The sequence below is a fragment of the Streptomyces sp. NPDC057136 genome, assembly GCF_042670885.1.
Lineage (GTDB): Bacteria > Actinomycetota > Actinomycetes > Streptomycetales > Streptomycetaceae > Streptomyces.
Genome location: NZ_JBHUUV010000011.1, coordinates 168,889 through 195,237 on the forward strand (window position 1 = coordinate 168,889; position 26,349 = coordinate 195,237).

Annotated in this window: 22 protein-coding genes; 16 read left to right on the plus strand and 6 right to left on the minus strand. The window is 69.6% G+C overall.

Annotated elements, in window-relative coordinates; all coding sequences use genetic code 11:
• The first annotated feature begins 69 nt into the window (after positions 1-69).
• From ACFT7S_RS16740 to ACFT7S_RS16805, 14 genes are all read left to right on the plus strand, one after another.
• Positions 70-2,595, plus strand: coding sequence for a SpoIIE family protein phosphatase (locus ACFT7S_RS16740; protein ID WP_382732231.1), 2,526 nt, complete (start codon positions 70-72; stop codon positions 2,593-2,595).
• Between the two features lie 246 nt (positions 2,596-2,841).
• Positions 2,842-3,927, plus strand: a complete 1,086-nt coding sequence (locus tag ACFT7S_RS16745; RefSeq protein WP_382732233.1) for a lytic transglycosylase domain-containing protein — start codon at positions 2,842-2,844, stop codon at positions 3,925-3,927.
• A gap of 104 nt (positions 3,928-4,031) precedes the next feature.
• Positions 4,032-5,117: a sigma-70 family RNA polymerase sigma factor gene (locus ACFT7S_RS16750; RefSeq protein ID WP_382732297.1), complete on the plus strand. Its 1,086-nt coding sequence runs from the start codon at positions 4,032-4,034 to the stop codon at positions 5,115-5,117.
• Positions 5,118-5,262: 145 nt separating this feature from the next.
• Complete coding sequence (locus ACFT7S_RS16755; RefSeq protein ID WP_382732235.1) at positions 5,263-6,222, plus strand: ABC transporter ATP-binding protein; 960 nt, start codon at positions 5,263-5,265, stop codon at positions 6,220-6,222.
• Positions 6,219-6,989 carry an MlaE family ABC transporter permease gene (locus ACFT7S_RS16760; RefSeq protein WP_382732237.1) on the plus strand — a complete coding sequence of 257 codons (771 nt, stop codon included), beginning with the start codon at positions 6,219-6,221 and terminating at the stop codon, positions 6,987-6,989. Before ACFT7S_RS16755 ends, ACFT7S_RS16760 begins: the two co-directional genes overlap by 4 nt.
• A gap of 2 nt (positions 6,990-6,991) precedes the next feature.
• Positions 6,992-7,843, plus strand: coding sequence for an MlaE family ABC transporter permease (locus ACFT7S_RS16765; RefSeq protein WP_382732239.1), 852 nt, complete (start codon positions 6,992-6,994; stop codon positions 7,841-7,843).
• Between the two features lie 4 nt (positions 7,844-7,847).
• On the plus strand, positions 7,848-9,116 hold the full coding sequence (locus ACFT7S_RS16770) for an MCE family protein (RefSeq protein WP_382732241.1): 1,269 nt from the start codon (positions 7,848-7,850) through the stop codon (positions 9,114-9,116).
• The gene (locus tag ACFT7S_RS16775) at positions 9,113-10,156 is read left to right on the plus strand and encodes an MCE family protein (RefSeq protein WP_382732243.1); all 1,044 of its coding nucleotides are present in this window, start codon (positions 9,113-9,115) and stop codon (positions 10,154-10,156) included. Before ACFT7S_RS16770 ends, ACFT7S_RS16775 begins: the two co-directional genes overlap by 4 nt.
• Entirely contained in the window at positions 10,153-11,136 is a 984-nt protein-coding gene (locus ACFT7S_RS16780; RefSeq protein ID WP_382732245.1) for an MCE family protein, read from the plus strand. Before ACFT7S_RS16775 ends, ACFT7S_RS16780 begins: the two co-directional genes overlap by 4 nt.
• A gap of 62 nt (positions 11,137-11,198) precedes the next feature.
• Complete coding sequence (locus ACFT7S_RS16785; RefSeq protein ID WP_382732299.1) at positions 11,199-12,347, plus strand: MCE family protein; 1,149 nt, start codon at positions 11,199-11,201, stop codon at positions 12,345-12,347.
• Between the two features lie 128 nt (positions 12,348-12,475).
• Positions 12,476-13,690: an MCE family protein gene (locus ACFT7S_RS16790; protein ID WP_382732301.1), complete on the plus strand. Its 1,215-nt coding sequence runs from the start codon at positions 12,476-12,478 to the stop codon at positions 13,688-13,690.
• Positions 13,687-14,976 carry an MCE family protein gene (locus ACFT7S_RS16795; protein ID WP_382732247.1) on the plus strand — a complete coding sequence of 430 codons (1,290 nt, stop codon included), beginning with the start codon at positions 13,687-13,689 and terminating at the stop codon, positions 14,974-14,976. Before ACFT7S_RS16790 ends, ACFT7S_RS16795 begins: the two co-directional genes overlap by 4 nt.
• On the plus strand, positions 14,973-15,533 hold the full coding sequence (locus ACFT7S_RS16800) for a hypothetical protein (RefSeq protein WP_382732249.1): 561 nt from the start codon (positions 14,973-14,975) through the stop codon (positions 15,531-15,533). Before ACFT7S_RS16795 ends, ACFT7S_RS16800 begins: the two co-directional genes overlap by 4 nt.
• A gap of 43 nt (positions 15,534-15,576) precedes the next feature.
• Complete coding sequence (locus ACFT7S_RS16805; protein WP_382732250.1) at positions 15,577-16,284, plus strand: hypothetical protein; 708 nt, start codon at positions 15,577-15,579, stop codon at positions 16,282-16,284.
• 634 nt (positions 16,285-16,918) lie between these two features.
• Here ACFT7S_RS16805 and ACFT7S_RS16810 read toward each other — a convergent pair.
• The 5 genes from ACFT7S_RS16810 to ACFT7S_RS16830 form a co-directional block, all read right to left on the minus strand.
• Positions 16,919-17,998, minus strand: a complete 1,080-nt coding sequence (locus ACFT7S_RS16810) for a C40 family peptidase (protein ID WP_382732252.1) — start codon at positions 17,996-17,998, stop codon at positions 16,919-16,921.
• Between the two features lie 32 nt (positions 17,999-18,030).
• Positions 18,031-18,513 carry a poly-gamma-glutamate biosynthesis protein PgsC/CapC gene (locus ACFT7S_RS16815; protein WP_382732253.1) on the minus strand — a complete coding sequence of 161 codons (483 nt, stop codon included), beginning with the start codon at positions 18,511-18,513 and terminating at the stop codon, positions 18,031-18,033.
• A complete protein-coding gene (gene pgsB, locus ACFT7S_RS16820; protein WP_382732255.1) occupies positions 18,510-20,021 on the minus strand; it encodes a poly-gamma-glutamate synthase PgsB in 1,512 nt (503 codons plus the stop codon). Before pgsB ends, ACFT7S_RS16815 begins: the two co-directional genes overlap by 4 nt.
• Positions 20,022-20,027: 6 nt before the next feature.
• Complete coding sequence (locus tag ACFT7S_RS16825) at positions 20,028-22,283, minus strand: HAMP domain-containing protein (protein WP_382732303.1); 2,256 nt, start codon at positions 22,281-22,283, stop codon at positions 20,028-20,030.
• Between the two features lie 208 nt (positions 22,284-22,491).
• A complete protein-coding gene (locus ACFT7S_RS16830) occupies positions 22,492-23,670 on the minus strand; it encodes a CapA family protein (protein ID WP_382732257.1) in 1,179 nt (392 codons plus the stop codon).
• Between the two features lie 113 nt (positions 23,671-23,783).
• Here ACFT7S_RS16830 and ACFT7S_RS16835 point away from each other — a divergent pair, with 113 nt between their 5' ends.
• Positions 23,784-24,689 carry a hypothetical protein gene (locus ACFT7S_RS16835; RefSeq protein WP_382732258.1) on the plus strand — a complete coding sequence of 302 codons (906 nt, stop codon included), beginning with the start codon at positions 23,784-23,786 and terminating at the stop codon, positions 24,687-24,689.
• Positions 24,690-24,958: 269 nt separating this feature from the next.
• On the opposite strand, the gene ACFT7S_RS16840 is transcribed toward ACFT7S_RS16835, so the two are convergent.
• A complete protein-coding gene (locus tag ACFT7S_RS16840) occupies positions 24,959-25,312 on the minus strand; it encodes a DUF6204 family protein (protein WP_382732260.1) in 354 nt (117 codons plus the stop codon).
• Positions 25,313-25,381: 69 nt separating this feature from the next.
• Here ACFT7S_RS16840 and ACFT7S_RS16845 point away from each other — a divergent pair, with 69 nt between their 5' ends.
• On the plus strand, positions 25,382-26,278 hold the full coding sequence (locus tag ACFT7S_RS16845) for an arginase family protein (protein ID WP_382732262.1): 897 nt from the start codon (positions 25,382-25,384) through the stop codon (positions 26,276-26,278).
• The last annotated feature ends 71 nt before the right edge of the window (positions 26,279-26,349 follow it).

Below are 26,349 nucleotides of genomic sequence, written 5' to 3' on the forward strand. Positions count from 1 at the left end.
AGCATCGCGGTTGTGCCGGTCCTGGTCAGGGCGGATTCTGTAGGTAATGAACCGTGCTGGGACGGCGCCATGAGTGCATGGAACGCGGCGACGGCGTGGGACGCGGCGCAGAGCGCGGATTTCCGTGGGCCTCTCGACGTCACCACGGCAGCCACGGCGGTACTCGACGCCCGTGACACGGTCATCGGGTGGAGCCCCGCGGCGGAGGAACTTCTCGGCTACCGGCCGCACGACATCGTCGGGCGGCCGGTGACGACGTTTCTGCCGCGCCGTCCGGCCTCCGGTCCCGCCCCGGCTGATACGCCTCCCGCCACCGCGGCTTCCCTGTTCGGCGGAAGCGAGCCCCGCGTGGCCCGGCATCGGGACGGCCACACGCTGCTGGTCGCCACCGCGGTGTGCGCCGTGTCCGGTACGGGGATGGCAGCGCAGGTTCTCGTGGCGGCGGAACTGCGCAATCTGCGGCAGTGGGAGTCCCGGATCTCCATGCTGCACGGTCTGGCCACGCAGTCACCGCTCGGCCTGGCCATCTACGACAACGATCTCCGCCTGACCTGGTCCAACACCGCGTACGAACGGGAGATCGGCCTGCCGTTCGCCAAGTACCGGGGCATGCGCGCCGACGAGCTGTACTCCAGCGGGGCATTCGTGACCGAGGGGTATCCGCGCACGCTCGACGGGGTCATGCACCATGTGCTGGATACCGGCGAACCGGTCCTCGACCTGCACTTCCGCGGCCAGCCGCCCAGCGACCCCGGGACTGATCACCTCTGGTCCTGCTCCTACTACCGGCTGCAGGATGCCGACGGGCGGGTGCTCGGGGTGTGCGAGGACGCCTTCGACATCACAGACCGTTACGAGGCGCAGCGGCGGCTGGCCCTGCTCGTGGAGGCGGGCCGCAGGATCGGCACGACCCTGGACGTGGCCGTCACGGCCCGGGAGGTCACGGAGGTGGCCGTCCAGGACTTCGCCGACACGGCCACGGTCGACCTCGTGCGGGCCGTACTGGAAGGGCTGGAGCTGCGCGTCGGAGCCGGGGTGAGGGACCTAGTGCGGGTCGCCGCCCGGTCAGCCCGGACAACCGGGCAGGACGGCCGCCAGGAGAACGGGCCGGAGGAGCCGGAGCAGAGGCCGGAGGACAAGCCGGAGCAGGATCCGGACGGCAGGCCGGAAGCGCCGCAGGAGCCCCAGCCCCACGCCGTCGAATATCCGCCGGGCTCACCCCAGCACCGCTGTCTCTCCTCCGGCGGGCTCGTGCTCGACGAGGACACCGACACCCTGGTCGTACCGATGCGGGCCGGAGGCGCGGTACTGGGCCTCGTCACCTACGTCCGCGGCGCCCGCCCGACCGTCTTCGACAGCGGTGAGGTCGCTCTCGCCGACGAGCTGACGGCCCGGGCGGCCGTATGCATCGACAACGCCCGCCGCTTCACCCGGGAACGCGCCGCGGCCGTCACCCTGCAGCGCCAGCTGCTGCCGCAGAATCTGCCGCAGCCGTCCGCGGTCGACCTGGCCTACCGCTACCTGCCCGCCGACGACGTGACCGGGGTCGGGGGCGACTGGTTCGACGTGATCCCGCTGTCCGGCTCCCGGGTCGGGCTCGTCGTCGGCGATGTCGTCGGCCACGGCCTGCAGGCGGCAGCCACCATGGGGCGGCTGCGCACGACCGTACGTGCCCTCGCCCAACTGGACATGTCCCCCGACGAGCTGCTGGCACGGCTCGACGATCTGGTGGGCCAGATGGCGGAGGAGCAGTCGGACACCTCGGGCACGCTCACCACGGGCACGTACGACGAGTACGCCGACGTCACCACTGGGGCGACGTGCCTCTACGCGGTCTACGACCCGGTTTCGCGACGGTGCACCATGGCGCGGGCCGGGCATCTGCCACCGGCAGTGGTGGACCCCGAGGGCCGCCTGCTCTTCCCGGACCTCCCGGCCGGGCCGCCCCTGGGGCTCGGGGGCCTGCCGTTCGAGTCCGTCGAGATCGAACTGCCGGTGGGCAGCGTGGTGGCTCTCTTCACCGACGGCTTGGTCGAGGCACGCGACCGCGACATCGACGAAGGGCTCGCCGCCCTGGGGCAGGTGCTGAGCGACCATCGCAGACCGTTGCAGGAGCTCTGTGACCAGACCATGGCGCGGCTCCTGCCGGACGGCTCGGCGGCAGACGACACGGCCCTGCTCATTGTCCGCACCCGCGAGCTCGACGCCCGGCAGGTCGTCGCCTGGGAGCTGCCAGGGGAACCGGTCGCGGTGGGCCATGCCCGGGAGCTGGCTATGCGTCAGCTGCGCCACTGGGGCCTGGAGGATCTGTCGTTCTCGACCGAACTCGTCGTCAGTGAGCTGGTCACCAACGCGATCAGGTACGCGGAAGGGCCGCTGCAGCTGCGCCTCATCCGTGACCGCACGCTGCTGTGCGAGGTCGCGGACGCCGGCCACACGTCACCGCATCTGCGCCACAGCGCTGGGGACGACGAAGGCGGGCGCGGGCTGTTCATCGTCGCGCAACTCGTCCAGCGGTGGGGAACGCGCTACACGCGATCCGGGAAGACCATCTGGACGGAACAGGCGTTCCCGGCGGCGTATCCCACTCCGTGACGGGGACTTCGCCCGACAGCTGCGACCCCACCGGATGACTCCCGGTCCACCGTGTGCCAGTGCCACCTCCGTACGCTCACGCACCGCTCACGCACCGCTCACGCGGCTCCGCCCCGCCCCCGCCTTCCGGCGAGACCGAATAATGACCAGCCCTCAGCGACGGACCCGCTGTCCCGCCCCGTAGAGCAGATGACGGACGCCGCTCCGGCTCTCGGTGCGGCGGCGGAATCGGGAGGGGTCCGGCGTATGGCGAGGCGGTTCGCAGGGCGGATACGCAGGGGCGTTACGGGGACGGCGGCCGCGGCAGCAGCCATGGCGGCGCTGACCGCCTCGCTGCCGACGAGCCCCGGGGGGCTAGCGTCCAGTAGCGCGGGGAAGGTCAACAGACAGCCAGACCTGGGTATTTCAGGAGATACGTCCTATTACACCGCGCTGCCACCACTGGCGGCGCGCGGCACGCCCGTTCTGTCCACACAGCCGGGCTCGGCCGTCATCATCGAGGCAGGTGGCGGAGCCGTTCCGGCTACGGTCCTCGACGCGTACAGGAAGACGGAGGCGGCGCTCGCGACGAGCGCCCCGCACTGCGACCTCCGTTGGCAGCTGCTCGCCGCGATCGGCAAGGTGGAGTCCGGGCAGGCGCGGGGCGGCAGGGTGGACGCGAGCGGTATGACGTACTCACCCATCCTCGGCCCGCAGCTCAACGGCAACGGGTTCGCCACCATCCGGGACACCGACAACGGCGTGTACGACGGCGACACCTCGTACGACCGCGCGGTCGGCCCGATGCAGTTCATCCCCTCCACCTGGGCGGTATGGGGCGCCGACGGCAACGGAGACGGCAGCGCCGACCCCCACAACATCTACGACGCGGCCCTCGCGGCCGGCCGCTACCTATGCGCGGGCGGACGTGACCTCTCCGATCCGTACGACCTCGACCGCGCGATCCTCGCCTACAACCGGTCCCAGGAGTACCTCCGCATCGTCAGGTCCTGGTTCGCGTACTTCGTGAACGGACACAGCACCGGGGGACACGCCGAGGGGCCGGACAGGAGCGGCACGGGTCCCCGCACAGAACCGGACTCCACCAGCGCCCCGCGGACCGGGCCGAGCAGCCCGAGCCCGCGCCCGCGTACCGGCGCGTCGCCCTCTTCCGCACCCGCTCCTTCGTCCTCGCCCAGTCCCGCGCCCTCACCGACGAGGGACCGGGTGGACGACGGGGTGGGGTCCGGGACGGAGTCCGGGGCGCCTGCGGTCACCGTGCCCGGCACCGGTATCGGTCTGCCGGACGACGGTGCCGTTCCGGGGACGGGGCCGCTCACCAGCAACGATTAGGACTCACTCGCGCCCCACCCCTCCACACTCCGGCTACCGGACGGTAATGTCGCCGCCGCCCTGCAATCCGGTGTGAGCGTGAAGGGGCCCTCATGACAACGGACATGCATCCTCCCTACTCGGCCCGGCCGGGTGACGAATCAGCCCGCGCGCGGTGGCAGCACATGTGGAGCCACCGCGAGCAGCTGCTCAAAGTGGCACGCCGGAGGTCCATGAGCGCCGAGGACGCCGAGGACGCCGTCCAGGAAGCGATGCTGCGAGCCGCCGAGAACCCGCACCTCGACGACGCGCGGCTGGGCGCCTGGCTGACGACGGTGACCATGCGCCTGTGCGTGGACCGGTACCGGCAGGTCAATCGCGAGGCCGAGGTGCGCAGCACCCCGAAGCTCGTCGCCCCCGGCCCGGTCCCCGTCGAAGAGGCGGTGTGTGACCGGGCGGAGGCGAAGTGGCTGGCGTTCCAGAGCCGGGAGCTGCCCGCCCGCCAGGCGGAGGCGCTCCGGCTGAAGGCGCAGGACCGGGATGTCGGCCAGGTCGCCCGGGAGATGGGTCTCAGCTACGAGGCGGTCGAGTCGTTGCTGGCCAGGGCCCGGCGCACGCTGCGCAACTCGCTGGCCGGCACGCTGGCGCTCACCCTGTGGCTGTGCGGTCGCGGCCGGACTCAGGCGGGCGGGAACGTCCAGGCCGTGGCCGCGGCATCCACGGCGGCGACGTTGGCCGTGGTGGGACTGGCCCTTCCCTTCGCGTACGAGCCGGACCGGCCTCGCCCTCCGCAGGCCGTCGCGTCGGAGGCGGTGGAGACGTCGGACGCGGCGGACGTGCGGGACACCGCCGGCCACGGGATACCGCCGGCGTCGTCCGGTCCGGCCGGCCGCGCTGCCGCCGGCTCCCCTGCCCGCCCGGTTCTCCCGGACTCGGAGGCGTGGCTCTCCAGCCTCTCCCCGATGCTGCCGGAGGTGTCCGTGCCCAAGGAGCCCGACGTGCCGAAGGTGGCCGTGCCGAAGGCGGCCGTACCGAAGGTGCCCACGCCCGAGATGCCCGAGATGCCCGTAACGGCAGTGTCGCCGACGCTGTCCGCCACCGCTCGTCCCGCCACGCCACCGCTCCCCGGCAGCGCTCCCGCACCGGACGTCCAGGGGGACGTCCCCACCCGCCTGCCGGGTGATGCCCTGCACAGCGACGTCCGCCCTTGACAGCGCAACGCTCACGCCCTCCTCGCACCCTGATTACGCCGTGATTCCACCCCCGTAAAAGATCTTCGCCTTTTCCGCGACGGACGCGCCTCCCTTCCCCGTAGAGCAGATGTCAGAGCTGCTCCCCGCTGAAGGGTGAAACCGGATGGGTATCGAGATCTGTGTGGAAGGGTTGACCAAATCCTTCGGCCACCAGGTCATCTGGCAGGACGTCTCGCTGACGCTGCCCGCCGGGGAGGTATCCGTCATGCTCGGCCCCTCGGGTACCGGCAAGTCGGTGTTCCTCAAGACCCTCGTCGGCCTGCTGAAACCGGACCGGGGATCGATCCGGATCGCAGGGAAGGACATCACCGAACTCCGCGAACACGACCTGTACGAGGTGCGCAAGCTCTTCGGCGTGCTGTTCCAGGACGGTGCGCTGTTCGGGTCGATGAATCTGTACGACAACATCGCCTTCCCGCTGCGCGAGCACACCCGTAAACCGGAGAGCGAGGTCAGACGGATCGTCTTCGAGAAGATGGACATGGTCGGTCTGATCGGAGCCGAGGAGAAGTTGCCCGGCGAGATATCCGGGGGCATGCGCAAGCGGGCCGGACTGGCGCGGGCGCTGGTGCTCGACCCGGAGATCATTCTGTTCGACGAGCCCGACTCGGGGCTCGACCCGGTGCGGGTGGCCTATCTCAACCAGCTCATCGTGGATCTGAACGCGCAGATCGACGCGACCTTCCTGATCGTCACCCACGACATCGCCTCGGCCCGGCAGATCCCGGACAACATCGGGCTGCTGTTCCGGCGCGAGCTGGTGATGTTCGGTCCCCGCGAGGAACTGCTCGCCAGTGACGAACCGGTCGTACGGCAGTTCCTCAACGGCCGTATGCAGGGGCCGATCGGCATGGCGGAGGAGAAGGACGCCGCCCAGGTCGAGCAGGAGCTGGCCCAGCTCGACGCCGGGGACCGCCGCGGCCCGCAGGGCGGCAAGGGCGCGTCCGGAGCGGGTATCACCCCGCGCCTGCTGCCCAGTCCCGGGGTCACCCGCCCGCCCCGGTGGCAGGCGATCGCCAGACGTGAGGCAGAGCTCCACCAGCCGGAGGTGGCGGACGTATGAGCCTGTCCCCGACAGGAGCGCTCAGGCATTCCGGCAGCCTCTTCGCCATGGCGCTGGATGTCATACGGACGCTGCCACGACGCCCTTTCCAGGTGCGGGAGTTCATCCAGCAGGCCTGGTTCATCGCGAGCGTCACGATCCTGCCCACCGCCCTGGTCGCCATCCCCTTCGGAGCCGTCATCGCGCTCCAGATCGGCAGCCTGACCCGGCAGCTCGGCGCGCAGTCGTTCGCCGGTGCCGCCTCGGTGCTCGCGGTCCTGCGGGAGGCGTCCCCCATCGTCACGGCGCTGCTCATCGCCGGGGCGGGAGGGACCGCGATCTGCGCGGACCTGGGCGCGCGCAAGATCCGCGAGGAGATCGACGCCATGCAGGTGCTCGGCATCGATCCGATCCACCGTCTGGTCGTGCCCCGGGTGCTGGCCATGATGCTCGTGGCGGTCCTGCTCAACGGTCTGGTCTCGGTGGTCGGGGTGGCCGGTGGCTACTTCTTCAACGTGGTCCTGCAGAACGGCACGCCCGGCGCCTATCTGGCCTCCTTCACCACCCTCGCCCAGCTGTCCGACCTGTGGATGGCCGAACTGAAGGCGCTGGTATTCGGCGCCATCGCCGCGATCGTCGCCTCGTACAAGGGTCTGACCGCCAAGGGCGGACCGAAGGGCGTCGGCGACGCGGTGAACCAGTCCGTGGTCATCACCTTCATGTTGCTGTTCGTGACCAACTTCGTACTGACCGCGGTCTACTTCCAACTCGTTCCGCAGAGGGGATAGCGATGGCTCTGCCGAACCGATTCCCGGGCCGTACGGGCCGCTTCCTCACGGACCCGCTGCTCCGCTCCCTCGAAGAGCTGGGCACCCAGATGGTGTTCTACGGGCGCTCTCTCGCCTGGACCGGCCGCACCCTGCGCCGCTACAAGAAGGAGATCCTGCGCCTGCTCGCCGAGGTGAGCTTCGGCCGTGGCGCGCTGGCGGTCGTCGGCGGCACCGTCGGCGTCATCGCCTTCCTGTCCTTCTTCACCGGCACTGAGGTCGGACTCCAGGGGTACGCCGCGCTCAACCAGCTCGGCACGTCCAACTTCGTGGCCTTCCTGTCCGCCTACTTCAACACCCGTGAGATCGCCCCGCTCGTGGCCGGGCTCGCGCTGTCCGCGACCGTCGGCGCGGGGTTCACCGCCCAGCTCGGCGCGATGCGGATCAGCGAGGAGACCGATGCGCTGGAAGTGATGGGCGTCCCGTCGCTGCCGTTTCTGGTCACCACCAGGATGATCGCCGGATTCGTCGCGGTGATCCCGTTGTACGTGGTCGGGCTGCTCTCCTCCTACTTCGCCGCCCGGACCATCACCACCGGCTATTACGGGCAGTCCGCCGGAACCTACGACCACTACTTCCAGCAGTACCTGCCACCGGTCGACGTGCTGTGGTCCTTCGGCAAAGTGATCATCTTCGCCGTCGTGATCATCCTGGTCCACTGCTACTACGGCTACTACGCGAGCGGCGGCCCGGCCGGCGTCGGTGTCGCCGTCGGTCGTGGGGTGCGTACGTCCATCGTCGCCATCAACATTCTCGACTTCTTCCTCAGCCTGGCGATCTGGGGCGCCAACACCACCGTACGGATAGCGGGGTAAGCCGATGCCCATACCAACTCCGGCCCGGGCCACCACACTGCGGCTGTACGGAATCGTCTTCATCGTCGTGATCACGCTTCTGCTGTCCCTGACCGTCGCCGTCTACCAGCAGGTGTTCACGGCGGCAGTCCGGATCACCCTGGAAGCGGACACCCTTGGCAACCAGCTGGAGCCACGCGCCGACGTCAAGCTGCGCGGTCTGTTGGTCGGCGAGGTCCGCGAGGTGCGGGCCGACGGTGAGAAGGCGACCCTCGGCATCGCGCTCAAGCCGGAGCATGTCGCCCTCATCCCGGCCGACGTCCATGCCCGGCTGCTGCCCAAGACCCTGTTCGGCGAGAAGTACGTCGACCTGGTCATCCCCGGGAATCCGTCGGCACGGCACATCAGCGCCGGTGACGTCATCACCCAGGACCGCACCACGGTCGGCATCGAGCTCCAGCGCCTGATGAACGACCTGCTGCCGCTGCTGCGCACGGTGCAGCCCGCCAAGCTGAACGCCACCCTGTCCGCGTTCGCCACCGCGCTCGAAGGGCGGGGCGACGAGATCGGCGCCAATCTCACCCGCCTGGAGGACTACCTCCGCCGGCTCAACCCGCATATGCCGTCCCTCAAGGAGGACATCTCCCGGTTCGCCGACGTGGCGGAGGTGTACGGCGAAGCCGCCCCCGACCTGCTGCGGATTCTGAACAACACCCTCACCACCAGCCGCACCCTGGTCGAGAAGAAGAACCAGCTCGCGTCGGTCCTGACCTGGACCGCCACCGCCGCCGACACCACGGAAGGCGTACTCGACGAGAACGCCGATCGGCTCATCACCCTGGGCCGCGTCTCCCGTCCCACGCTGGCCCTGTTCGCCCGCTACGCACCGCAGTACCCCTGCCTGCTCTCCGGTCTGGTGAGGCAGAGCGCGGCGTCCGAAGAGGCCTTCAGGGGCGGACAGATGCGCATCACCCTCGAATTCGTCCGTCACCGGCCCCCCTACCACCCCGGCGAGGAACCGCGTTATGCCGACCGCTCCGGCCCCAACTGCAGAGGTCTCCCCAACCCGCACATCCCCGCGCCACCGGTCAAGCTCGACGACGGTACGTCGGGGAAGAGCTCCGGCGGCGCCCTACCCGGCGGGCCGAGCAGCATGTCCGGCACGGCGTCCGAACAGCAGGCCGTCGCTTCGCTCGTGGCCCCGGTCATGGGGGTGCCCGCCGATGAGGTGCCCGCGGTCGCGACCCTGCTGTTCGGACCGATGGCGCGCGGAACGGCGGTGAGCGTCGCATGAGCGCGAGGACGACCACCCCACAGCTGGTCAAGTTCAGCATCTTCACCGTGGTGACCGTGCTGGCGACCGCGGTGCTCGCGGCCACCATCGTCAATATCTCCTTCACTCCCAAGGAGACCTACACCGCGGTGTTCAGCGACGTCACCAGCCTGGAGGACGGCGATGACATCCGGGTCGCTGGAGTCCGCGTCGGCGAGGTCGAGTCCATCACCATCGTGAAGGACCCCAGCAAGGACCGGAGGCTGGCCGAGGTCGCCTTCAGCGTTTCCCGCGACCGGCCGCTGCTCACCAGCACCGGTGCCGTCATCCGCTACCGGTCGCTGGTCGGACAGCGGTACATCGCGCTGACGGAAGACGCGGGGAACGGAACGCGGCTGCAGCCCGGCGGACGGATCCCGCTCTCCCGTACCGAGCCGGCGCTCGATCTCAACGCACTGCTGAACGGATTCAAGCCACTGTTCGCCGCGTTGAGCCCGAAGGACACGAATCAGCTCGCGACCCAGATCATCAAGACCCTGCAGGGCGAGGGCGGCACGGTGAACAGCCTGCTTGCGCACACCGCCTCGCTCACCACGACGCTCGCCGACCGCGACGAACTGATCGGTTCGGTGATCGACAACCTCAACAGCGTGCTGACAACCGTGGACAAGCGCAGCACCCGCTTCTCCAGTCTCATCACCCAGCTGCAGCGGGTGATCTCGGGGCTGTCGGCCGACCGAAAGCCCATCGGTGAATCGCTGGCAGGCGTCAACGGTCTCGCGGAGGCCACCTCGGGCCTGCTCAAGGACGCCCGCCCGCCACTGCGGGCCGATATCGCCGAGCTGTCGGAGCTCACCGGAACGCTCAAGGACAACGAGGAGACAGTGGAGGGCGTGCTGAAGCGTCTGCCGAACAAACTCAACAAGTTGACGGGCACCGCGTCGTACGGATCCTGGTTCAACTTCTACCTGTGCGACTTCGACGGCCGGATCGTGCTGCCGAAGACCGCCGAGGTGATCACCCCCGAACTGCATGTCGCACGGGCGAGGTGCGGCCAGTGATCCCCTTCCGTGAGCGCAACCCGGTAGTGATCGGCGCCGTCGGCCTCACCACGATCGCGCTGCTGATCGCCACGGCATTCAATGCCGACAGCCTCCCGCTGATCGGCAACGGTGAGAAGTACAGCGCGGCGTTCTCCGAGTCCGGCGGGCTCAAGCCCGGCGACGAGGTCCGTATCGCCGGGGTCAAGGTCGGCAAGGTCGACGACGTCGATCTGGACGGCGACCACGTCAAGGTGACCTTCCGGATCAAGGGAGATCAGGAATTCGGAACCCGGACCGGAGCGTCCGTCCGGATCAAGACGATCCTCGGCGCGAAGTACCTGGGGCTGGAGCCGAAAGGCCCCGGCCGGCTGAGGCCGGGCAGCGAGATCCCGCTGAGCCGGACAGTGGCGGCGTACGACGTGGTGGAAGCCTTCAGCGACCTGACCACCACCACCGAACAGATCGACACGAAGCAGCTGGCCACCGCCCTGGACACCATCTCCGCCACCTTCGAGGACTCACCTGCCGAGGTCCGGGCCTCCATCAAGGGGCTGTCGAAGATTTCCAGGACCGTTGCCTCCCGCGACAAGGCCCTGCACGAACTCCTCGACCATGCCAACGGCGTCACCGGCGTGCTCTCCGAGCGCTCGGGCGAATTCACCACGCTGGTCAAGGACGGCGACAAGCTGTTCAAGGAGATCAGCAAGCGGCGCAAGGTCATTCACGTGCTACTCAAGAGCTCTGTCGCCCTCGGTATCCAGCTCTCCGGTCTGGTCCAGGACAACGAGAAGGAGATCGGACCCGCCCTCAGCAACCTCAATGCGGTGGTCAAGTTGCTGGAACGCAACCAGGACAGCCTCAACCGCAGCATCAAGCTGATGGCTCCCTTCGCCCGGGTCTTCACCAACACCCTCGGAAACGGCCGCTGGTTCGACAGCTACATCCAGAACCTTGTCGCCCCCACGCCGGTGGTCCCACGAACAGGAGGGCCCCGATGAGGCTGATCACGATGAAGAGGCTTGAGGTGAGCAGACGGGTCGCGAGGAACGGACGGATGGCGATGAACGGCCGCTTCCTCCGCCGCGTGGCACTCGTCACCGTGCTGGTGGCCGTCGCCGCCACACTGACCGTCGTGTACTGGCCGCAGTCGCCCACGGTCCGGGTCACCGCGTACTTCCCGCGCACCGTCGGCATCTACCCCGGTTCCGATGTGCGTGTTCTCGGCGTCAGGATCGGCGAGGTCAAGAAGATCACGCCGCAGGGCGACCGGGTGCGGGTGGAGCTGGAGTACGAGGGCGAACGCAAGGTCCCCGCGGACGCCAAGGCCGCGATCATCAACTCCTCGGTGGTCAGCGACCGTTACCTGCAGCTGCTCCCCGTGTACCGCAAGGGCCCGGCGATGGAGAGCGGCGCCGTCATCCCCGAGCACCGGACGGCCGTGCCGGTCGAGCTGGACCGCGTCTTCGACAGCCTCCGTACGACAGCGGATGCGCTCGGTCCGCGCGGCGCCAACAAGAACGGGTCGCTGTCCCGGCTCCTCGGCGTCGGCGCGGACAACCTCCAGGGCCAGGGCGAGCAGCTGCACACGACGGTCGAGGACCTCTCCCAGGCCGTGACCACTCTGTCCGGCGGCCGACAGGATCTGTTCGGGACCGTACGGAATCTGCAGGTGTTCACGGCCGCGCTGTCGGCCGATGACGACAGCGTCCGGTCGTTCAACGACAGCCTGGCCGAGGTGGCCGGCCAACTGTCCGGCGAGCGAAAGGACCTCGCGGCGGCGGTCAAGCACCTGGCGGCCGCGCTGGCCGACGTGACCGACTTCGTGAAGAACAACAAGAAGGCGCTGACCTCCAATGTGAAGGGCCTCAGCGACGTGACCCGCGTGCTGGTCACTCAGCGTGCCGCCCTTGAGGAGCTGCTGGAAGTAGCCCCTGCCGGGCTCTCCAATCTGCAGAACGCCTACAACCCGTCATCCGGCACGCTCGACACCCGCAGCAATCCCGACCACCCCCAGGACCCGGCCGCCGTGCTGTGCTCCCTGCTCAGGACCACTGGTGAAAAGGCCGACTGCCGGGACCTGAAGTCACTGTTCGACTCCCTGCCGGAACTGCCCGAGGCCGACCCTCTCACCGGAGGAGCCGCCCAGCCCGTGGCGGGAACAGGCTCGGTCGACAGGACCCTCGGCGGAATCCTGGAGGCCCGTACATGAGTGCTCCCCGCAGTGCTCCCGACACTGCTCCGGACAGGCCCGCACGGCGGGCGCATTCCCGTCCGCGGAGGGCAGTTCTCTGGGCTGCTGCCGGTCCGCTGCTGCTGACCGGCTGCCAGTTCAACGGAATGTACGACGTACGACTGCCCGGCGGTGCCGCCACGGACGGTCATGCCTACCGTGTCACGGTCGAGTTCAGAGACGTTCTGGATCTGGTGCCACAGTCCACGGTGAAGGTGAACAACGTCACCGTCGGCGCCGTCGAGAGGGTGGAACTGGACGGCTGGCACGCGCGGGTACGGCTGCGCATCTCCGATTCGGTGAAGCTGCCCTCGAACGCGATCGCCGAGCTGCGGCAGACCAGCATGCTCGGCGAGAAGTACGTGGCGCTGTCGGCACCGACGGACGGCGAACCCGTGGGCAGACTCACCGACGGCGCGAAGATCCCGCTGGCCCGCAGCGGACGCAACCCTGAGATCGAAGAGGTGCTGTCGGCGCTGTCGGCGCTGCTCAACGGGGGTGGGGTGGCCCAGCTCAAGACCATCACCACGGAGTTGAACAAGGCTCTGGACGGCCGCGAGAACCGGGTCAAATCCCTGCTCTCCGAGCTGGACACGTTCCTCGGCGGCCTCGACGAGCAGCGCGGCGAGATCGTCCGCGCGCTGGAGGGCATCGACAAGTTGTCCAAGACGCTCGCGAAGGAGAAGACCACGATCGGCCAGGCCATCAAAACGATGCCGCCCGCGCTGAAGGTGCTGGCCGACCAGCGCACCGAACTGACCAGGATGCTCACCTCGCTGTCGAAGCTCGGCACGACGGGGTCGAAGGTGATCAACGCATCGCGGAAGGATGTGATCGCCAATCTGCGGAGTCTGCGGCCGATTCTTGAGCAGCTGAACAAGGCGGGCAGCGATCTGCCCAATGCTCTGGAGCTGCTGACGACCTACCCGTTCCCCCGCAACGTCGAGGGCGCCATCAAGGGCGACTACGTCAATCTCGAGGTCACCGCCGATCTCGATCTCAACAGCATCTACGGCAATCTCGCCGACGACCCGGAGAAGCCCACGAAGCCCACGAAGCCCGCGAAACCCCCGCTTCCCGATGCCCCCGAACTGCCCGGAGTACCCCCCGTACCCGGCCTTCCGCAGGCCCCACGGCCGCCGGGCTCAGGGGAGCTGCCGGAAGCACCCGCACCCCCTTCGGAGCAGCCAGGAGACGGTGACCTGCTGTGCCCGCCGGTGTGCTCCAGCAGCTACGCCTCGTACGGCGGCGACGGCACCGGCTTCCCGCCCGGTGTCGACCTCACTCTCGCGGAGCTCATGTTGAAGGGGATGCAACCGTGATCACCCCAACGGTCAAAGCCCAACTGCTCGCCTTCTCACTCGTCACAACCCTCGGAGTGTCCTACGTCGGCGCCGAGTACGCCGGGCTGGCCGACCGTATCCTGGACCGCGGCTACACCGTGCGGGCCGACTTCGCCGACTCCGGAGGCATCTACTCGGGCGCCGAGGTCACGTACCGCGGGGTGCCCGTCGGCCGAGTGGGCGATCTGCGGCTGACCGGCTCCGGTGGCGTCTCGGTGGCGCTGCGTCTGGAGGACGCTCCGCGGATCCCGGTGGACAGCCTGGCAGTGGTGGCGAACCGCTCGGCCGTCGGCGAGCAGTACGTGGATCTGCAGCCGCGTGCCACTGGCGGCCCGTTTCTCCGGGACGGCGGCACCATCGCCCGCCGGGACACCCGGGTGCCGCTGCCGACCACCGACCTGATCCTCAGCCTGGACCGGCTCGTCAACTCGGTGGACAAGCAGGATCTGCGGATCACGGTCGACGAACTGGGCAAAGCGTTCGCCGGCACCGGCCCGCATCTGACCCGGCTGGTGGACTCCGGCAATGCCCTGGTCGAGTCCGCCTCGGACTCGCTCCCGCAGACGATCTCGCTGATCGAGGACTCGCGGAAGGTGCTGAAGACGCAGGCCGACAGCGGCTCGTCGATCACGTCGTTCTCCCGCGATCTGGCAGATCTCACCGCCCAGTTGAAGGCCAGCGACGGGGACATCCGCGCCCTGATGGGCAACGGCACCTCCGCCGCCCAGCAGGTGAACTCGCTGCTGAAGGCCAATGAGACCCACCTTCCTGTCCTGCTGGGAAATCTGATCAGCGGCGGTCAGATCACCGTCGCCCGGCTGCCCGGCGTGGAACAGGCCCTGGTCACCTTCCCGCTGGTGGTCGCGGGCAGCTACACCGTGCTTCCCGGTGACGGCACCACCCACTTCGGGATGGTGGTCAACGCCGACGACCCTCCCGCCTGCCGACAGGGCTACGGAACCCAGCGGCGGGACCCCGCGGACACCACTGACCGGCCGGCGAACACCGACGCCCGCTGTACGGCCCCGCGCGGTGGCGACACCTCGGTTCGCGGAGCCCAGAACGCCCCGCGGCCTCCGGGCTCGGGAAGTTCGGGCCAGGCGGGCCGGGCCGGCCAGTCGTCGTACGTCACGCCCTACGACCCCGACACCGGCGCCGCCACCGGCCCGGACGGAATGCCCGTCGAGATCGGCTCGACGGGCGGAGAACAGAGCCTGTTCGGAAAGGACTCATGGCAATGGCTGCTCGTGGGACCCATGGCATGACCCGCACCCTCCTGGCCCGTGCGGCACGGCCGCTGCGCCCCCTGCGCCGGCTCCGGACCGCGGTGGTGGGCGCCGCCCGCCGCGGCAGGGCGCTCCCGGCGGGACTCGCCGTCGTGGCCGCCCTGCTGACGGCGTCGTCCGGCTGGCTGGGCGTCCATTTGTACGAGCGCCATGAGACGGAGCGGCGGCACCAGGACATCCTGGCCGCGGCCCGCCAATCGGCGCTCAACTTCACGTCCCTCGACTACCGGCACTACGACCGGGACAGCAAGAACGTGCTGAACGGCGCGACCGGGGACTTCGAGAAGCAGTTCTCGGCGCAGACCGCGGAGCTGACGAAACTCGTCGCCGCCAACAAGTCGGTCTCCGAGGGACAGGTGCTCGACGCGGGCATCGCCAAGGCCGACGAGCGCACCGCCCGCGTTCTGTTGGTGGCCGACAGCAAGGTGACGAATACCGCCGCTCCCGAGGGCACGGCCCGGAACTACCGGCTGCAGATCGACCTCGTGCTGGAGGACGGGCGCTGGCTGACCTCCAACGTCGAGTTCATCGGCTGAACCACCACCCGTACTGCCCGTAGCACCCGCAAGGAGAGACATCGTGGCGAATCAGTCCGTTCGCGTGGCAGCGGCCGCCCGCGCCGCAGCCAAGCGAGCCGAGAAGGCCCGTCGCCCGGGCAGGCCCGGGACCATCTCGTCCCGAACTCTGTCCGTGCTGGAGGCGGACGCGAAGGCGAAGGCGCAACCTGACGCGGATACCGGGAGCGAGAGCAGGACGGCACCGGCCGAGAAGCCGCCACGCCACCGGTCCGGCCTCCTCAGCGCGATCCTCGCGGTCCTCGTCGTCGCAGGTCTGGCCGCCACCGCCATACTCGGCTTCCTGCACCGGGAGGCCGGGCGTACGGACCAGGCGCGCGCGGGCGCACTGGCGGCAGCGCGCAAGGCCGCCCCCGTCGTCCTCTCGTACGACTACCGGCACCTGGACCGCGACTTCGCCGCGGCGCGCGGCCACCTCACCGGTTCCTTCCGCGATGAGTACGGCAAGACGACCAAGACCGTGGTCGCACCGACCGCCAAGAAGTACCGCGGGGTGGTCAAGGCAACGGTGGCGAAACCGCCGGGCGCCGGCGCGCCGGCGGCGGTGTCGGTGGTGTCGGCCTCGCCGGACAAGGCCGTCATCCTGCTCTTCATGAACCAGGTGACCAACAGCACCCAGGTCTCCGGACCACGAGTCGACCTCAACCGGGTGCGGATGACCCTGGTGCCGACCTCTCAGGGCTGGAAGGTGAGCGCTGTCGACGCGCTGTAGCGGCTGAAGGGCACGGATCACGGACAAGAAGAAGACCCAGGTCACGGCGAGTGAGTCCGGAGCCATCGGCCGAGCCCCGGCCGCTGGTGCATCGCGGCCGGGCTCACGCATGTCTTGATCGCTGGGCTCTCGCGCCAGCAGCGGGCCAGTTACCGATCGTCACTGGGCCTCGGGCTGACGCCGACCAAGAGTGCGGATACAGGTTCCAGCAGCTTGGAACTTTCTGCATCACATATCTGTTCGTTTCCATGCCGCTGTGTCCTCCTCGGCCCTGCTCGCCCGGAGAGCGGTTAGGCGTTCGCCACACCGCTTCCTCTCTGTCCCACGCAACCGCTGCAACCACGGAGATCAGAAAAGTTCCGCCTATCAACGTCACCGAATCACTCCCTGGTTCGCACATCCTGCCGGACCACGACCAACGCCTACGGCCGTTACGCCTTCACGGTCACCGGCTTCACGGTCACCGGGCTTCACCGGCACCAAGGACGTGACGGAGAAGGACACGGCCGCCTTCCGGACCGGCGACGACCTCGGCGAGTTCGCCTTCCGGTAGATCCGCCGCCGCGGCGAGGCCCAGGCGTCGGCCGCGGCCGAGCGGTAGGGCCCCGCCGGGGCGCCGGGCGGGCAGTCACGGTCACAGCCGCTTGGCGCTGCGCAGCGTCTTGGCGTAGTAGCCGTTGCCGTCCAGCCGGGAGACCCCGCCGACGTCGCCGATGGTCGGGCCGTTGACCTCCTCGCGGCTGGAGACGAAGATCAGGTGGCCCTCGGTGTCGTAGCCGAGCACTATGCCGACGTGGTCGAGCCGGTCCTTGGTGCGGGTGTCCAGCTTGAAGAAGACGAGGTCGCCGGGCTGGAGCTGGTCGATGGCGGACGGCCGGTCGTCGGCCGTCACCCCGGTCAGCGGGAGCACGTCGACGCCCTCGTCGGAGCGGGCCATGCCGTTGGCGGTGCGCGGCAGTCCGTCGCCGGAGGTGTCCGAGGGCATCAGCGGGTAGCGGGTGCGGTAGCCGAGCACCATCCGTATGAATCCCGAGCAGTCCAGGGACTTGGCGCGCAGGGGCTCGGGGGTGCCGGTCTGGCCATTCCGGAAGGGGTAGGGCAGGCCGAGGTAGTCGTAGAAGTCGGACTGCTCCAGGCGCAGGTCGCCGCCCTCTGCGCCGGTGGTGTTCAGCGGTCCGAAGTTGGCGTCACCGGCGTAGGCGATGCCCTGCTCGTCCTTCTTCTGCGGGGCGCCGGCCACGTACTGGAAGGCGATGGCGAAGAGGTCGTCCTCCTTGCTGTTCTCGTACTCGGCGTGCCAGTCGGTGAACCACTTCTCCTTTTCGGCGCCCTTCTTCCAGGACTCAGGCATCAGCCGCACCCAGTCCGTGGTGGAGACCTTGGAGGAGGTCGAGGCCGGTTCGGTGAAGGTGCGGGCCGGGCCGGTGAGTGTGGCCAGGCGCGCCCCGTCGGTGAACACCGCCTTGATCTGGCCGTCGGAGCCGCGCAGTACCGAGCGCGCGGGGTTCTCCAGCCGGGACCACGTGGCCTCGCCCTTGTCGTCGGAGGCGGAGCCTGAGCCCTCGCCGCCGTCCAGGACGCCGACGTTGCGGACCTCCGTCACCCCGGGCACCTCCTGCTTGCGCAGTTCCAGGGTGAGGTAGCCGGAGGTCGCGACGAGCGCCAGCACCACCAGACCCGAGACAACGGGCCGCGACTTCTTCTTCCCTGCCATCGGTTACTCCTCGGTTGTTCTGGGTCGGCTTGTCAGACAGCGGGCATGATGCCGAGCAGCAGCCCGGCGGCGACGACGATGTAGGCCATGAGCGAGACCGTGCCGGTGGCCAGCAGGGTGGGGCCCTTGGGCTGGCGCACCATCTGGTAGGCGATCAGGCCGGGCACGATGAAGCCGAGGGTCTGGTTGCCGTAGAGCAGTGGGAACTCCAGCGAGAGCAGGATCATCACCGTGCTCTGGAGCAGCACGCCGAGCAGCACCACCGAGGCGAACAGCCGCTTGCCGTAGAGGATCACCAGCCGCTGCATGATCTTGGTGCCGCCGTAGGTGAGGGCGGTGACGCCCACCACCATGGCCGCGCGCTGGACGTCCTCGATCAGCGTCAGGGCGAGCCAGCCCGGAGTGATCATGCCGCCGGGCGAGAGGTTGGTGGTGAGGTAGCACAGCAGCGAGAAGAACAACCCTATGGCGATACCCAGGGCGGCCATCTCGGGGGTCAGTGCGGCGGTGATCAACGGGGTCTCCGGGCGTCGTCGTGCGGCTCGTCGTAGGGCGGCCAGGTCTGCTGGGCGGATTCGTTCGGCTGCTGCCGCGGCGCGTCGGCGTACTGCTCGAAGGGCTTGTACCGCTCCTGCTGTGCGGACTGCTCGTGGGGTTCGTGCTGCTGCCGGTAAGGCCGTGAAGTCTGGGCCGGGATGCGGACCACCGGGATCTCCTGGGTCCGCGAAGCCTGGTAGCGCTCCTCGTACGCCGGAGGGTATGAGGCGAACGGGTCCAGGCGGGGCGCCTGCGCCGGGGTCGCCGCGACGGCGGGGTTCGGTGTCTCCTCGTCCGCATCGCTCTCGTCTGCGGGGAGTTCGGCGAGGTACTCCAGCAGCTCCTCGCCCTGGCCGTGGATGTTGCCGATGGCCACCAGGCAGGAGCCGTCGGACATGCGGCCGAGCAGGGCCGGCATGAACTCCTCGGCGGACCGCTTCTCGCCGCCCAGGTCGACCGCCCGGTCCCGCCACTCGGCGGGGATGGCGTCGATGGCGCTCTTGGCGGGGTGCCCGATGACGAAGACGTGGTCGGGCTGGAGGTCGGGGATGATCTCGCCCATCTGCCCGTTGCGCTCCACGCGGTCGGGGCGGCAGTTGATCACCACGTTCAGGGGGCGGCGGATGGCACCGAGGTCGAGGAGCTGGTTGATGTTCATCAGCGTCGACTCGGGGTCGTTGGCCGCGAAGACGTTGGCGAAGGCGAGCCGGTTGCCGTCGGGGGCCACATAGCGCTCCACGGAGAGCACGCCCGGGTCCGGCGGGGCGTCGTACATGCCCTGGAGGGCGACCTCGCGCTCCACGCCGAGCAGTTCGGCGAGGACCAGGGCGATCGCCACGTTCTCCTTGAAGGTGAACCAGCTGAAGCCGCGCAGCTCATCGTCGCTGACGGTCTCCGGGTCGGCGTACACCAACTGGCAGTTCCGGGCGTCCGCCTCCTCCTGGAGGATGTGGAAGCGCTCCTTCTCGGCGGTGACGCAGATGCCGTCCTGGGGCATCGAGCGGCACAGAGAGCGGGCCACGTCGTCGAGGGTGGGGCCCATCTCGGCGAGGTGGTCCTCGCGGACGTTGCACAGCACGCCGATGGTGGAGCGGATCAGTTTGCTCTGGTTGACCTCCTGGAGGGCCGGCATCACGGCCATGCACTCGATGACGAGCGCGTCGGGCCGGTAGGTGGCGGCCCGGCGGACGATGCCGATCTGCTCCACCACGTTGGCGATGCCGAACTTGCGGTAGACCGGCTCCTCTGTGGCGTCGGGGTGGATGAAGCGGGCCGCCGTCCCGGTCGTCTTGGCGACGGTGATCAGGTCACCGCCCCGCAGCGCGCCCGCGCAGAGCCGGGTGATGGAGGACTTGCCGCGGATGCCGTTGACGAGCACCCGCGAGGGGATGGTGTGCAGCGCGGCGTAGTGCCGACGCTGCTCCACGATGCCCGCGACGAGCAGGAACAGACTGCCGATCAACAGGACGAAGTAGAGGTAGAGCACGCTTGGTCACCTTCCTCCGGCGCCGGGCCGGGGCTCGGCGGGCCGGCGCGCCTGGGTCTGCCGGCGGGCCTGCAACTGCTGGCGAATCAGTTCGAGGCTCCGGACGACGGCGCCGACCTCGTCCTGGTAGCGGGGGTAGTGCACGGTCTTGAGGTCGCCGTCGGCGAGCTTCTCGGCGCCGGCTGCGAGGGCCCGCAGGGGCCGTACGACGACGAGGTGGATCCAGCCCAGGCAGACCACGATCAGGGCGAGGCCCAGCAGACTGGCGAGCACGCTACGGTCCTCGCGCTCGTAGGCGGTGATCTCGAACTGGCCGGCGTTCTGCCAGCTCACGACAGTCCAGCCGAGGTCGGAGGCGACGCCGCCGCCGGTGAACGGCGCCGCGGCGGCCACGGTGACGGCGCCACCGTCCCGGATGAGCAGGCCGTTCTCCACGGGCCCGGAGCCCACCTGCACATTGGCGGCGCGCACCAGGTCGGGCAGCGCGTCGTTCGGCAGCCCCTCGAAGGCGAGGAAACCGTCGCTGGCGGCGAGAGTCCGCGCGTCGGCGTTCACGATCCGGACCTCGCCGAGGCCGGGCCGCTTCAGCAGCGAGTTGAGGAACTCCACCCGCACCTCGCCGACGAGGGTCATGCCCTCGTGCTCCGGCACGGGCGCCCCGGTCTGGACGACGGGCTTCTTCTCGCCCTTGCCGGAGACGCGGACCAGTGACCGGTCCTTCTCCGCGCTCCACGTGTGGGGGTCGTCGCCGGCCCGGGCGACGATGTCGCCGTCCTCACCGACGACGTACAGCGCCTGGTAGCGGGTGTGCTCCCGCAGGGCGTTCGTCAGCAGGGTCTCGGTGGCGGCGGGGTCGTCGGTGTCGATCAGGCGTGAGGTGGAGACGAGGTCGGCCTGGGCCTCGTTCAGCGCCCGGCGGGCCCGGTCGGCGACCAGGTCGGTGCGGTCGCGCTGGTCGTTGACCATGACGGCGGGGATGCTGACGGTCCCGTCCGTGCGGTTGAGCAGGAGTCCGACGGGGACGCACCACAGCAGCAGGAGCACCGCCGTCAGCGCCAGCGGCCCGCGCGCACCGCCCCGGAACCTGCCGGCCGGGCGGGCATCGGTGGCACCGTCCGGGGCGCTCACGCCGCCGAGCTGGCCGCGGGTGCGCTCCAGCGCGGAGCCGATGCGGGCGGCCTCGCCCCAGCGGGGCACCGTGACAGGGCGGATCAGGTCGCCGCGGGCGAGCCGGCGGGATTCCAGGAACAGTCCGAGCAGCGGACGCTGCACGGTCATCCACAGCACGGCGACCGCGAGCAGTCCGAGCAGGACCAGGGCGCCCGCCGCGAGCAGGCCGAAGAGCTGCCGGCTGTCCTCGGTGACGGTCTGCTGCTGGACCACGGGGAGCATGGCGACGACCGTGAGGCCGAGGCCGGCGGCGACGCTTTCCCCGTCCTCCGGGTCGGAGGCGGCGAGGGAGGCATACCCCGCGGTGGCGACGCGGCCGTTGTAGTCCTCGCCCAGCAGGGTTCCGCTGACGCCGGGATAGCCGCGGGAACCGGGCTCCCGGGCGCTGACGGGGTTCTGCTCGGTCTCCTCGGCGGCTCGGTCGGACAGCCGGGTCATCTGCTTCTGCAGGAAGGTGAGTTCCACGCGCTCCGCGTCCGAGTTGAGTGCCTCGGACTGCTCGAAGCCGGCGGTGGCGAGGACCTCCCCACCCCGCGCGACGACGGCCATGCTGCGGAACGGGCCCAGGTTGATGGAGGGCACGGAGAGGCTGTTGGAGGCGATCAGCAGTTGCTGCGCCCCCTCCTTCCCGTCCAGCACGGCCATCGTCATCAGGCGCACGTCGCCGGTCTCCAGCCGCACCATGCGCGGGGTGAGTGCCTTGTCACCGGTGAGGACGTCCTTGTCCAGCCAGGCGAGCGGGATGCGCTCCCCGCGGGCGGCGAGTACCTTGCCGCTCTCCAGGTCCAGCACCGTGGTGCCGGTCCACTTCTGGTACGCCTTGCTCAGGTCCGACAGAACGCGCTCGGGGTCCGCCGGACCGCCCGCGTTCAGCGCGGTGGCGGTGCGCTCGAGGTCCGTGACCCGCTCGTCGATCGAGGCGCGCAGGGCGATGGCGCCGTCCTGGGCGAAGTACTGCTGCGAGGAGAGCACCGCCTTCGGCACGACCGGTTCCGTGCCCGGCCCCAGCACCTTGGCCGTGAGGCCCGCGAGGGCGAGGATCAGCACGCACAACAGCGCGATCGGCGGCCGGATGCCGCCCAGCAGCGGCATGTCCGCGCGTCTGCGGCTGCGCCGCCGGCCTTTCGGCACGAGGGGCGCGGCAGGAGTCGATGTCACCGGTCTTCTTCCTTGGTCGCTGCGGGTGCTCAGCGCCCGGAGGAAGCACCGCTGTCGCTCGGCTGCGAGACGCCGTCACAGAAAAGACTGATAAACGCCGACAAGGTTGTATCCGTCGGCACGCCGGGGTGTGTGGCCCTGGTCACTTCTCCAGCGACAGCCGCTTCAAGCCGTCACCGCCCGGCGTTCCCCGGTTGTAGAGGAAGCCGCGCGTGCGGTCCTCGGCCAGCCGGTAGCGGGCGATCCGGTCGTCGGACAGCCCTTCGGGGTTCTCCAGCGCCTGCTGGACGTCCACCATCCGGAGGTCCTCGACTGCGCCCTCGGTCGCCTTCTCCCCGGCCTCGATCTCGGGCGGGATGTCCACCAGCGTGGTGCGGTAGCGGGCGGAGACGTCCCAGCCGTCGGCGGTCTCGTGGAACTCGAACCAGCCGATGGCCCCCTCCTCGGTGAGGCCGGTCGGCGAGGAGTGCCGGGCCACCTGGTTGCCGAGGCCGTAGGCGACCCAGGTGCCGTTGACCTTCTGGATCGGCTGCACCACGTGGGCGTGGTGCCCGATCACCAGGTCGACCCCGGTCTCCTCGGTGATCCGCTGGGCCATGTCCAACTGCGGGACGCTCGGCTCGTTGTAATGTTCCAGGCCCCAGTGCAGGGAGAGGATCACCACCTCGGCGCCCTTGTCGCGGGCCCGCTTCTCGGCCTTCTTGACCTCGTCCGTACTGGAGCGGTTGAAGGCCCAGCGCTCCTTCTCGGGCGTGGGGTTGAGGAAGGACTCCCAGGAGTAGGCGAGGTGGGCGACCTTGACGCCGTTGACGTCACGGATGTTGATCTGCTCTGCTTCCTCCGGCGTCCGCGCCGACCCGGTGTGCCCGAGGCCCACCTCGTCCATGGCGTCCAGCGTGCGCCGCACCGCGTTCAGTCCGTGGTCGAAGGTGTGATTGGAGGCCGTCGAGCAGGTGTCGTACCCCACGTCCTTCAGGGCGGTCAGGATCTGCGGCGGAACCAGGAACTCCGGGTATCCCTGGAACGGTCCTTTGGGCTTCCCGACAGGCGTCTCCATGTGACAGATCGCCAGGTCGGCCTTGCTGATCACGGGCTTCACCCCGGCGAGCAGCGGCCCGAAGTCCAGTCCGGCCTCTCCGTGTCCGGTCTCCTCGGCATCCTTGGCGGCCTGCTCGACCAGCTCGGGATGGATGAGGACATCGCCGGCCGCGGCGACGGTGAAACTGCGGCCGCCGGCCTTGGCCTGGGGCTGCGCGGCTTCGGAGCCGCACGACACGGTCAGGCCGGTGGCCATCGCCAGTACCGCCAGCGAACGACCCATACGGAGAGACTTACGGAATGTCACCGAATCATATTTACATGGACTTCACGGGCACCCATCGGATTGCGATCACGGGATGGTCACATTTCCTACGCGTTTTCGCCCAAGTAGGTTTGCTCCTGGCTCTGTTCGGTTGCCAGGCCGACACGTCCCCGACCGCGGGGGACTCCGTTCCGCGCGCCCGGGAACTGGTCGACCTGCGCAGCCGCATTCTCGGATACACGGCGAAGTTCCGCGCCGGCTCCCCCTACACTCCGCCCGGCAAGGCGCAGCGCGCGCGGCTGGCGAAGGCCGTCGGGAGCCTGCTGTCGGGCGACGCCCAGGAGGCGGAACGGCAGCTCGCACCGCTCGGCCTCGGCCTCACTCGCCTCACCGACACCGACTCCGGCCGCCGCTACGACGAGATCGCCGCCACCGGCCCCGGCGAGAGCACCCGCTGGGGCCGCCTGTACCTGAACGCCGACTCCACCGTCCGCTGGAACGTCCAGGTCCCGCACCCCGTCTCCGACCGCGACACCGAGGCCCTCGGCGTCCGGCTCCTGGAGCAGAATCCCGGCGGCGCCCTCGTCCTCGCCGGCACGCACCGCTGGGCCGGCGAGGGCGACGCCGCCGATGTCGCCCACCGCGAGGACAGCGCCTTTCACACGGTCGTCGTGGAGCTGCAGAAGCGCGGGGTGCCCGGCGTTCAGCTGCACGGTTTCACCGACTCCTCAGACCGCCCCCACGACGCCGTCGTCTCCACCGGCGCCATCGAGACCGCGCCCGCCGAGGTGGCCGCCATGGCCGACCGCATGGACGACGACGGGCTGCGGGTCTGCCGGGCCTGGGCGGCACGCTGCCCCCTGGAGGGCACGACCAACGTCCAGGGCCGCTCGGCGCAGCGCGAACACGCCGGCTTCGTCCACGTCGAGCTGGCCCGGCACGCCCGCGCGGACGACGGCCGCGACGCCGAGGAGGCCGCCGACGCCCTCGCCGGGCTGGTCACGGCGTGGAAATCCAGTAGTCCGCCAAGGGGGTGAGCTGTCGGACGCTCGTTTGGCCCATGAGTTCGCGGGCATGCTGCGAGGACAGCACGGTGTGGGTGTCGGGCATCGGCCGCCACCTGCTGCCGCCTGGGGCGAAGTCCCGTACCGCGGGAATCGTCCGCAGTACGGCGGCGTCACTCGCCCCGGCGGCGTTGGCCCCCCAGATCGTGTTGCCGGAGGTACACAGGGGGCAGCGGAGTCGTTGCGCGCACCTTGATTGCGGTACCCAGAGGCGGGCTGAGCCAGGGACTTTTGGCGCGACGTCACGCAGCCCCTGACCCGCGCCGTCCCTTGTAGTTGATCTTCATCGTGTCCATGTCCGTCACGGTCGAGCGCAGCCCGCCATGGCCGCACCCCCGGCCCTTGAGATCCGTCTCGGCGCGGTCCTCCGCGATTGCCGCCGCCATCTCCTCGCCGTCCTCCACGTCCGACACCACCACGTAGCGGAAGCTGAAGTGCTTCAGAGCGGCGTCGTAGGTCAGCGAGCCCTCCTCGCTGAACTGCATCGCCGTCAGGCCGTGCTGCTCCACCTCGGACAGCAGTCGGGCCTGCGCCTCGTCCGTCAGTGCCTCCCACGTCCCCCGCACGATCACCCGGTACGTGTGCTGCGTGCTCATCCTCTGTGCCGCCTTTCCCTGTCCTCAGTGCATTGCGGGGAGCAGGTTACGACGACAAGGATGCGATGCATGCGGAATATCGTGGTCCTCGACGCGCCCTCCAACCTGGGGCTTCGGCCGCCGGCCCCCGGCACCGTCCCCGGCTGCTACAAGCTGGCGGGTGCGCTGCGCGAGCGGCGGATCGTGCAGCGGCTCGGTGCGTTCGAGGGCGGCGTCGTCGTACCCCCGCGATACGACCGGGGCGACTGGCAGGAGGGCGACGGCGTGTTCAACGCCGCCGCCATCGCCACGTACACCCGTACCCTCGCCGACCGCATCGAACAGCACGTCCGGGCCGGTGAGTTCCCCCTCGTGCTCGGCGGCGACTGCTCCATCCAGCTCGGGGCCACCCTCGCCCTGCGCCGCATCGGCCGCTACGGGCTCGCCGCCGTCGACGGTTCCGCGGACTTCCGGCACCTCGGCAACGACACCCGGATCGGCGCCGCCGCCGGCGAGGAACTGGCCATCGCCACCGGGCGCGGACAAGCAGACCTCAGCGACCTGGAAGGGCTGCGCCCCTACCTCAGGGACGAGGACGTCCGACTGTTCGGCATGCGGGACTACGACGAGGACCGCGCCGAGATGACCGCTCTGAAGATCCCGAACGCCACGGTCGGGGAGATCCGCACGTGGGGCGCGGCCGCACTCGCCGCAGCCGTCGTCGAGACCCTGGAGGTTCCGGCGCTGGACGGATTCTGGGTCCACCTCGACGCCGATGTGCTCGACCCGAGCGTGATGCCCGCCGTCGACAGCCCCGACGACGGCGGACTGCTCCCCGAGGAACTCGCCCCCCTCCTGCGCACTCTGGTCCGCTCGTCCCGCTGCGTCGGCATGAACGTCACCGTCTACGACCCCGACCTCGACCCGGACGGCACAGCAGGCGCCCTCCTCACCGACCTCGTCGTCGGGGCCTTTGCCGAAGACTGACGGCTGCGCCCCCTGGTCGGGGCGGCGTCCAGCGTGTTCCATGGTCATCGGGGGGCGCCCGGACCTGTGGC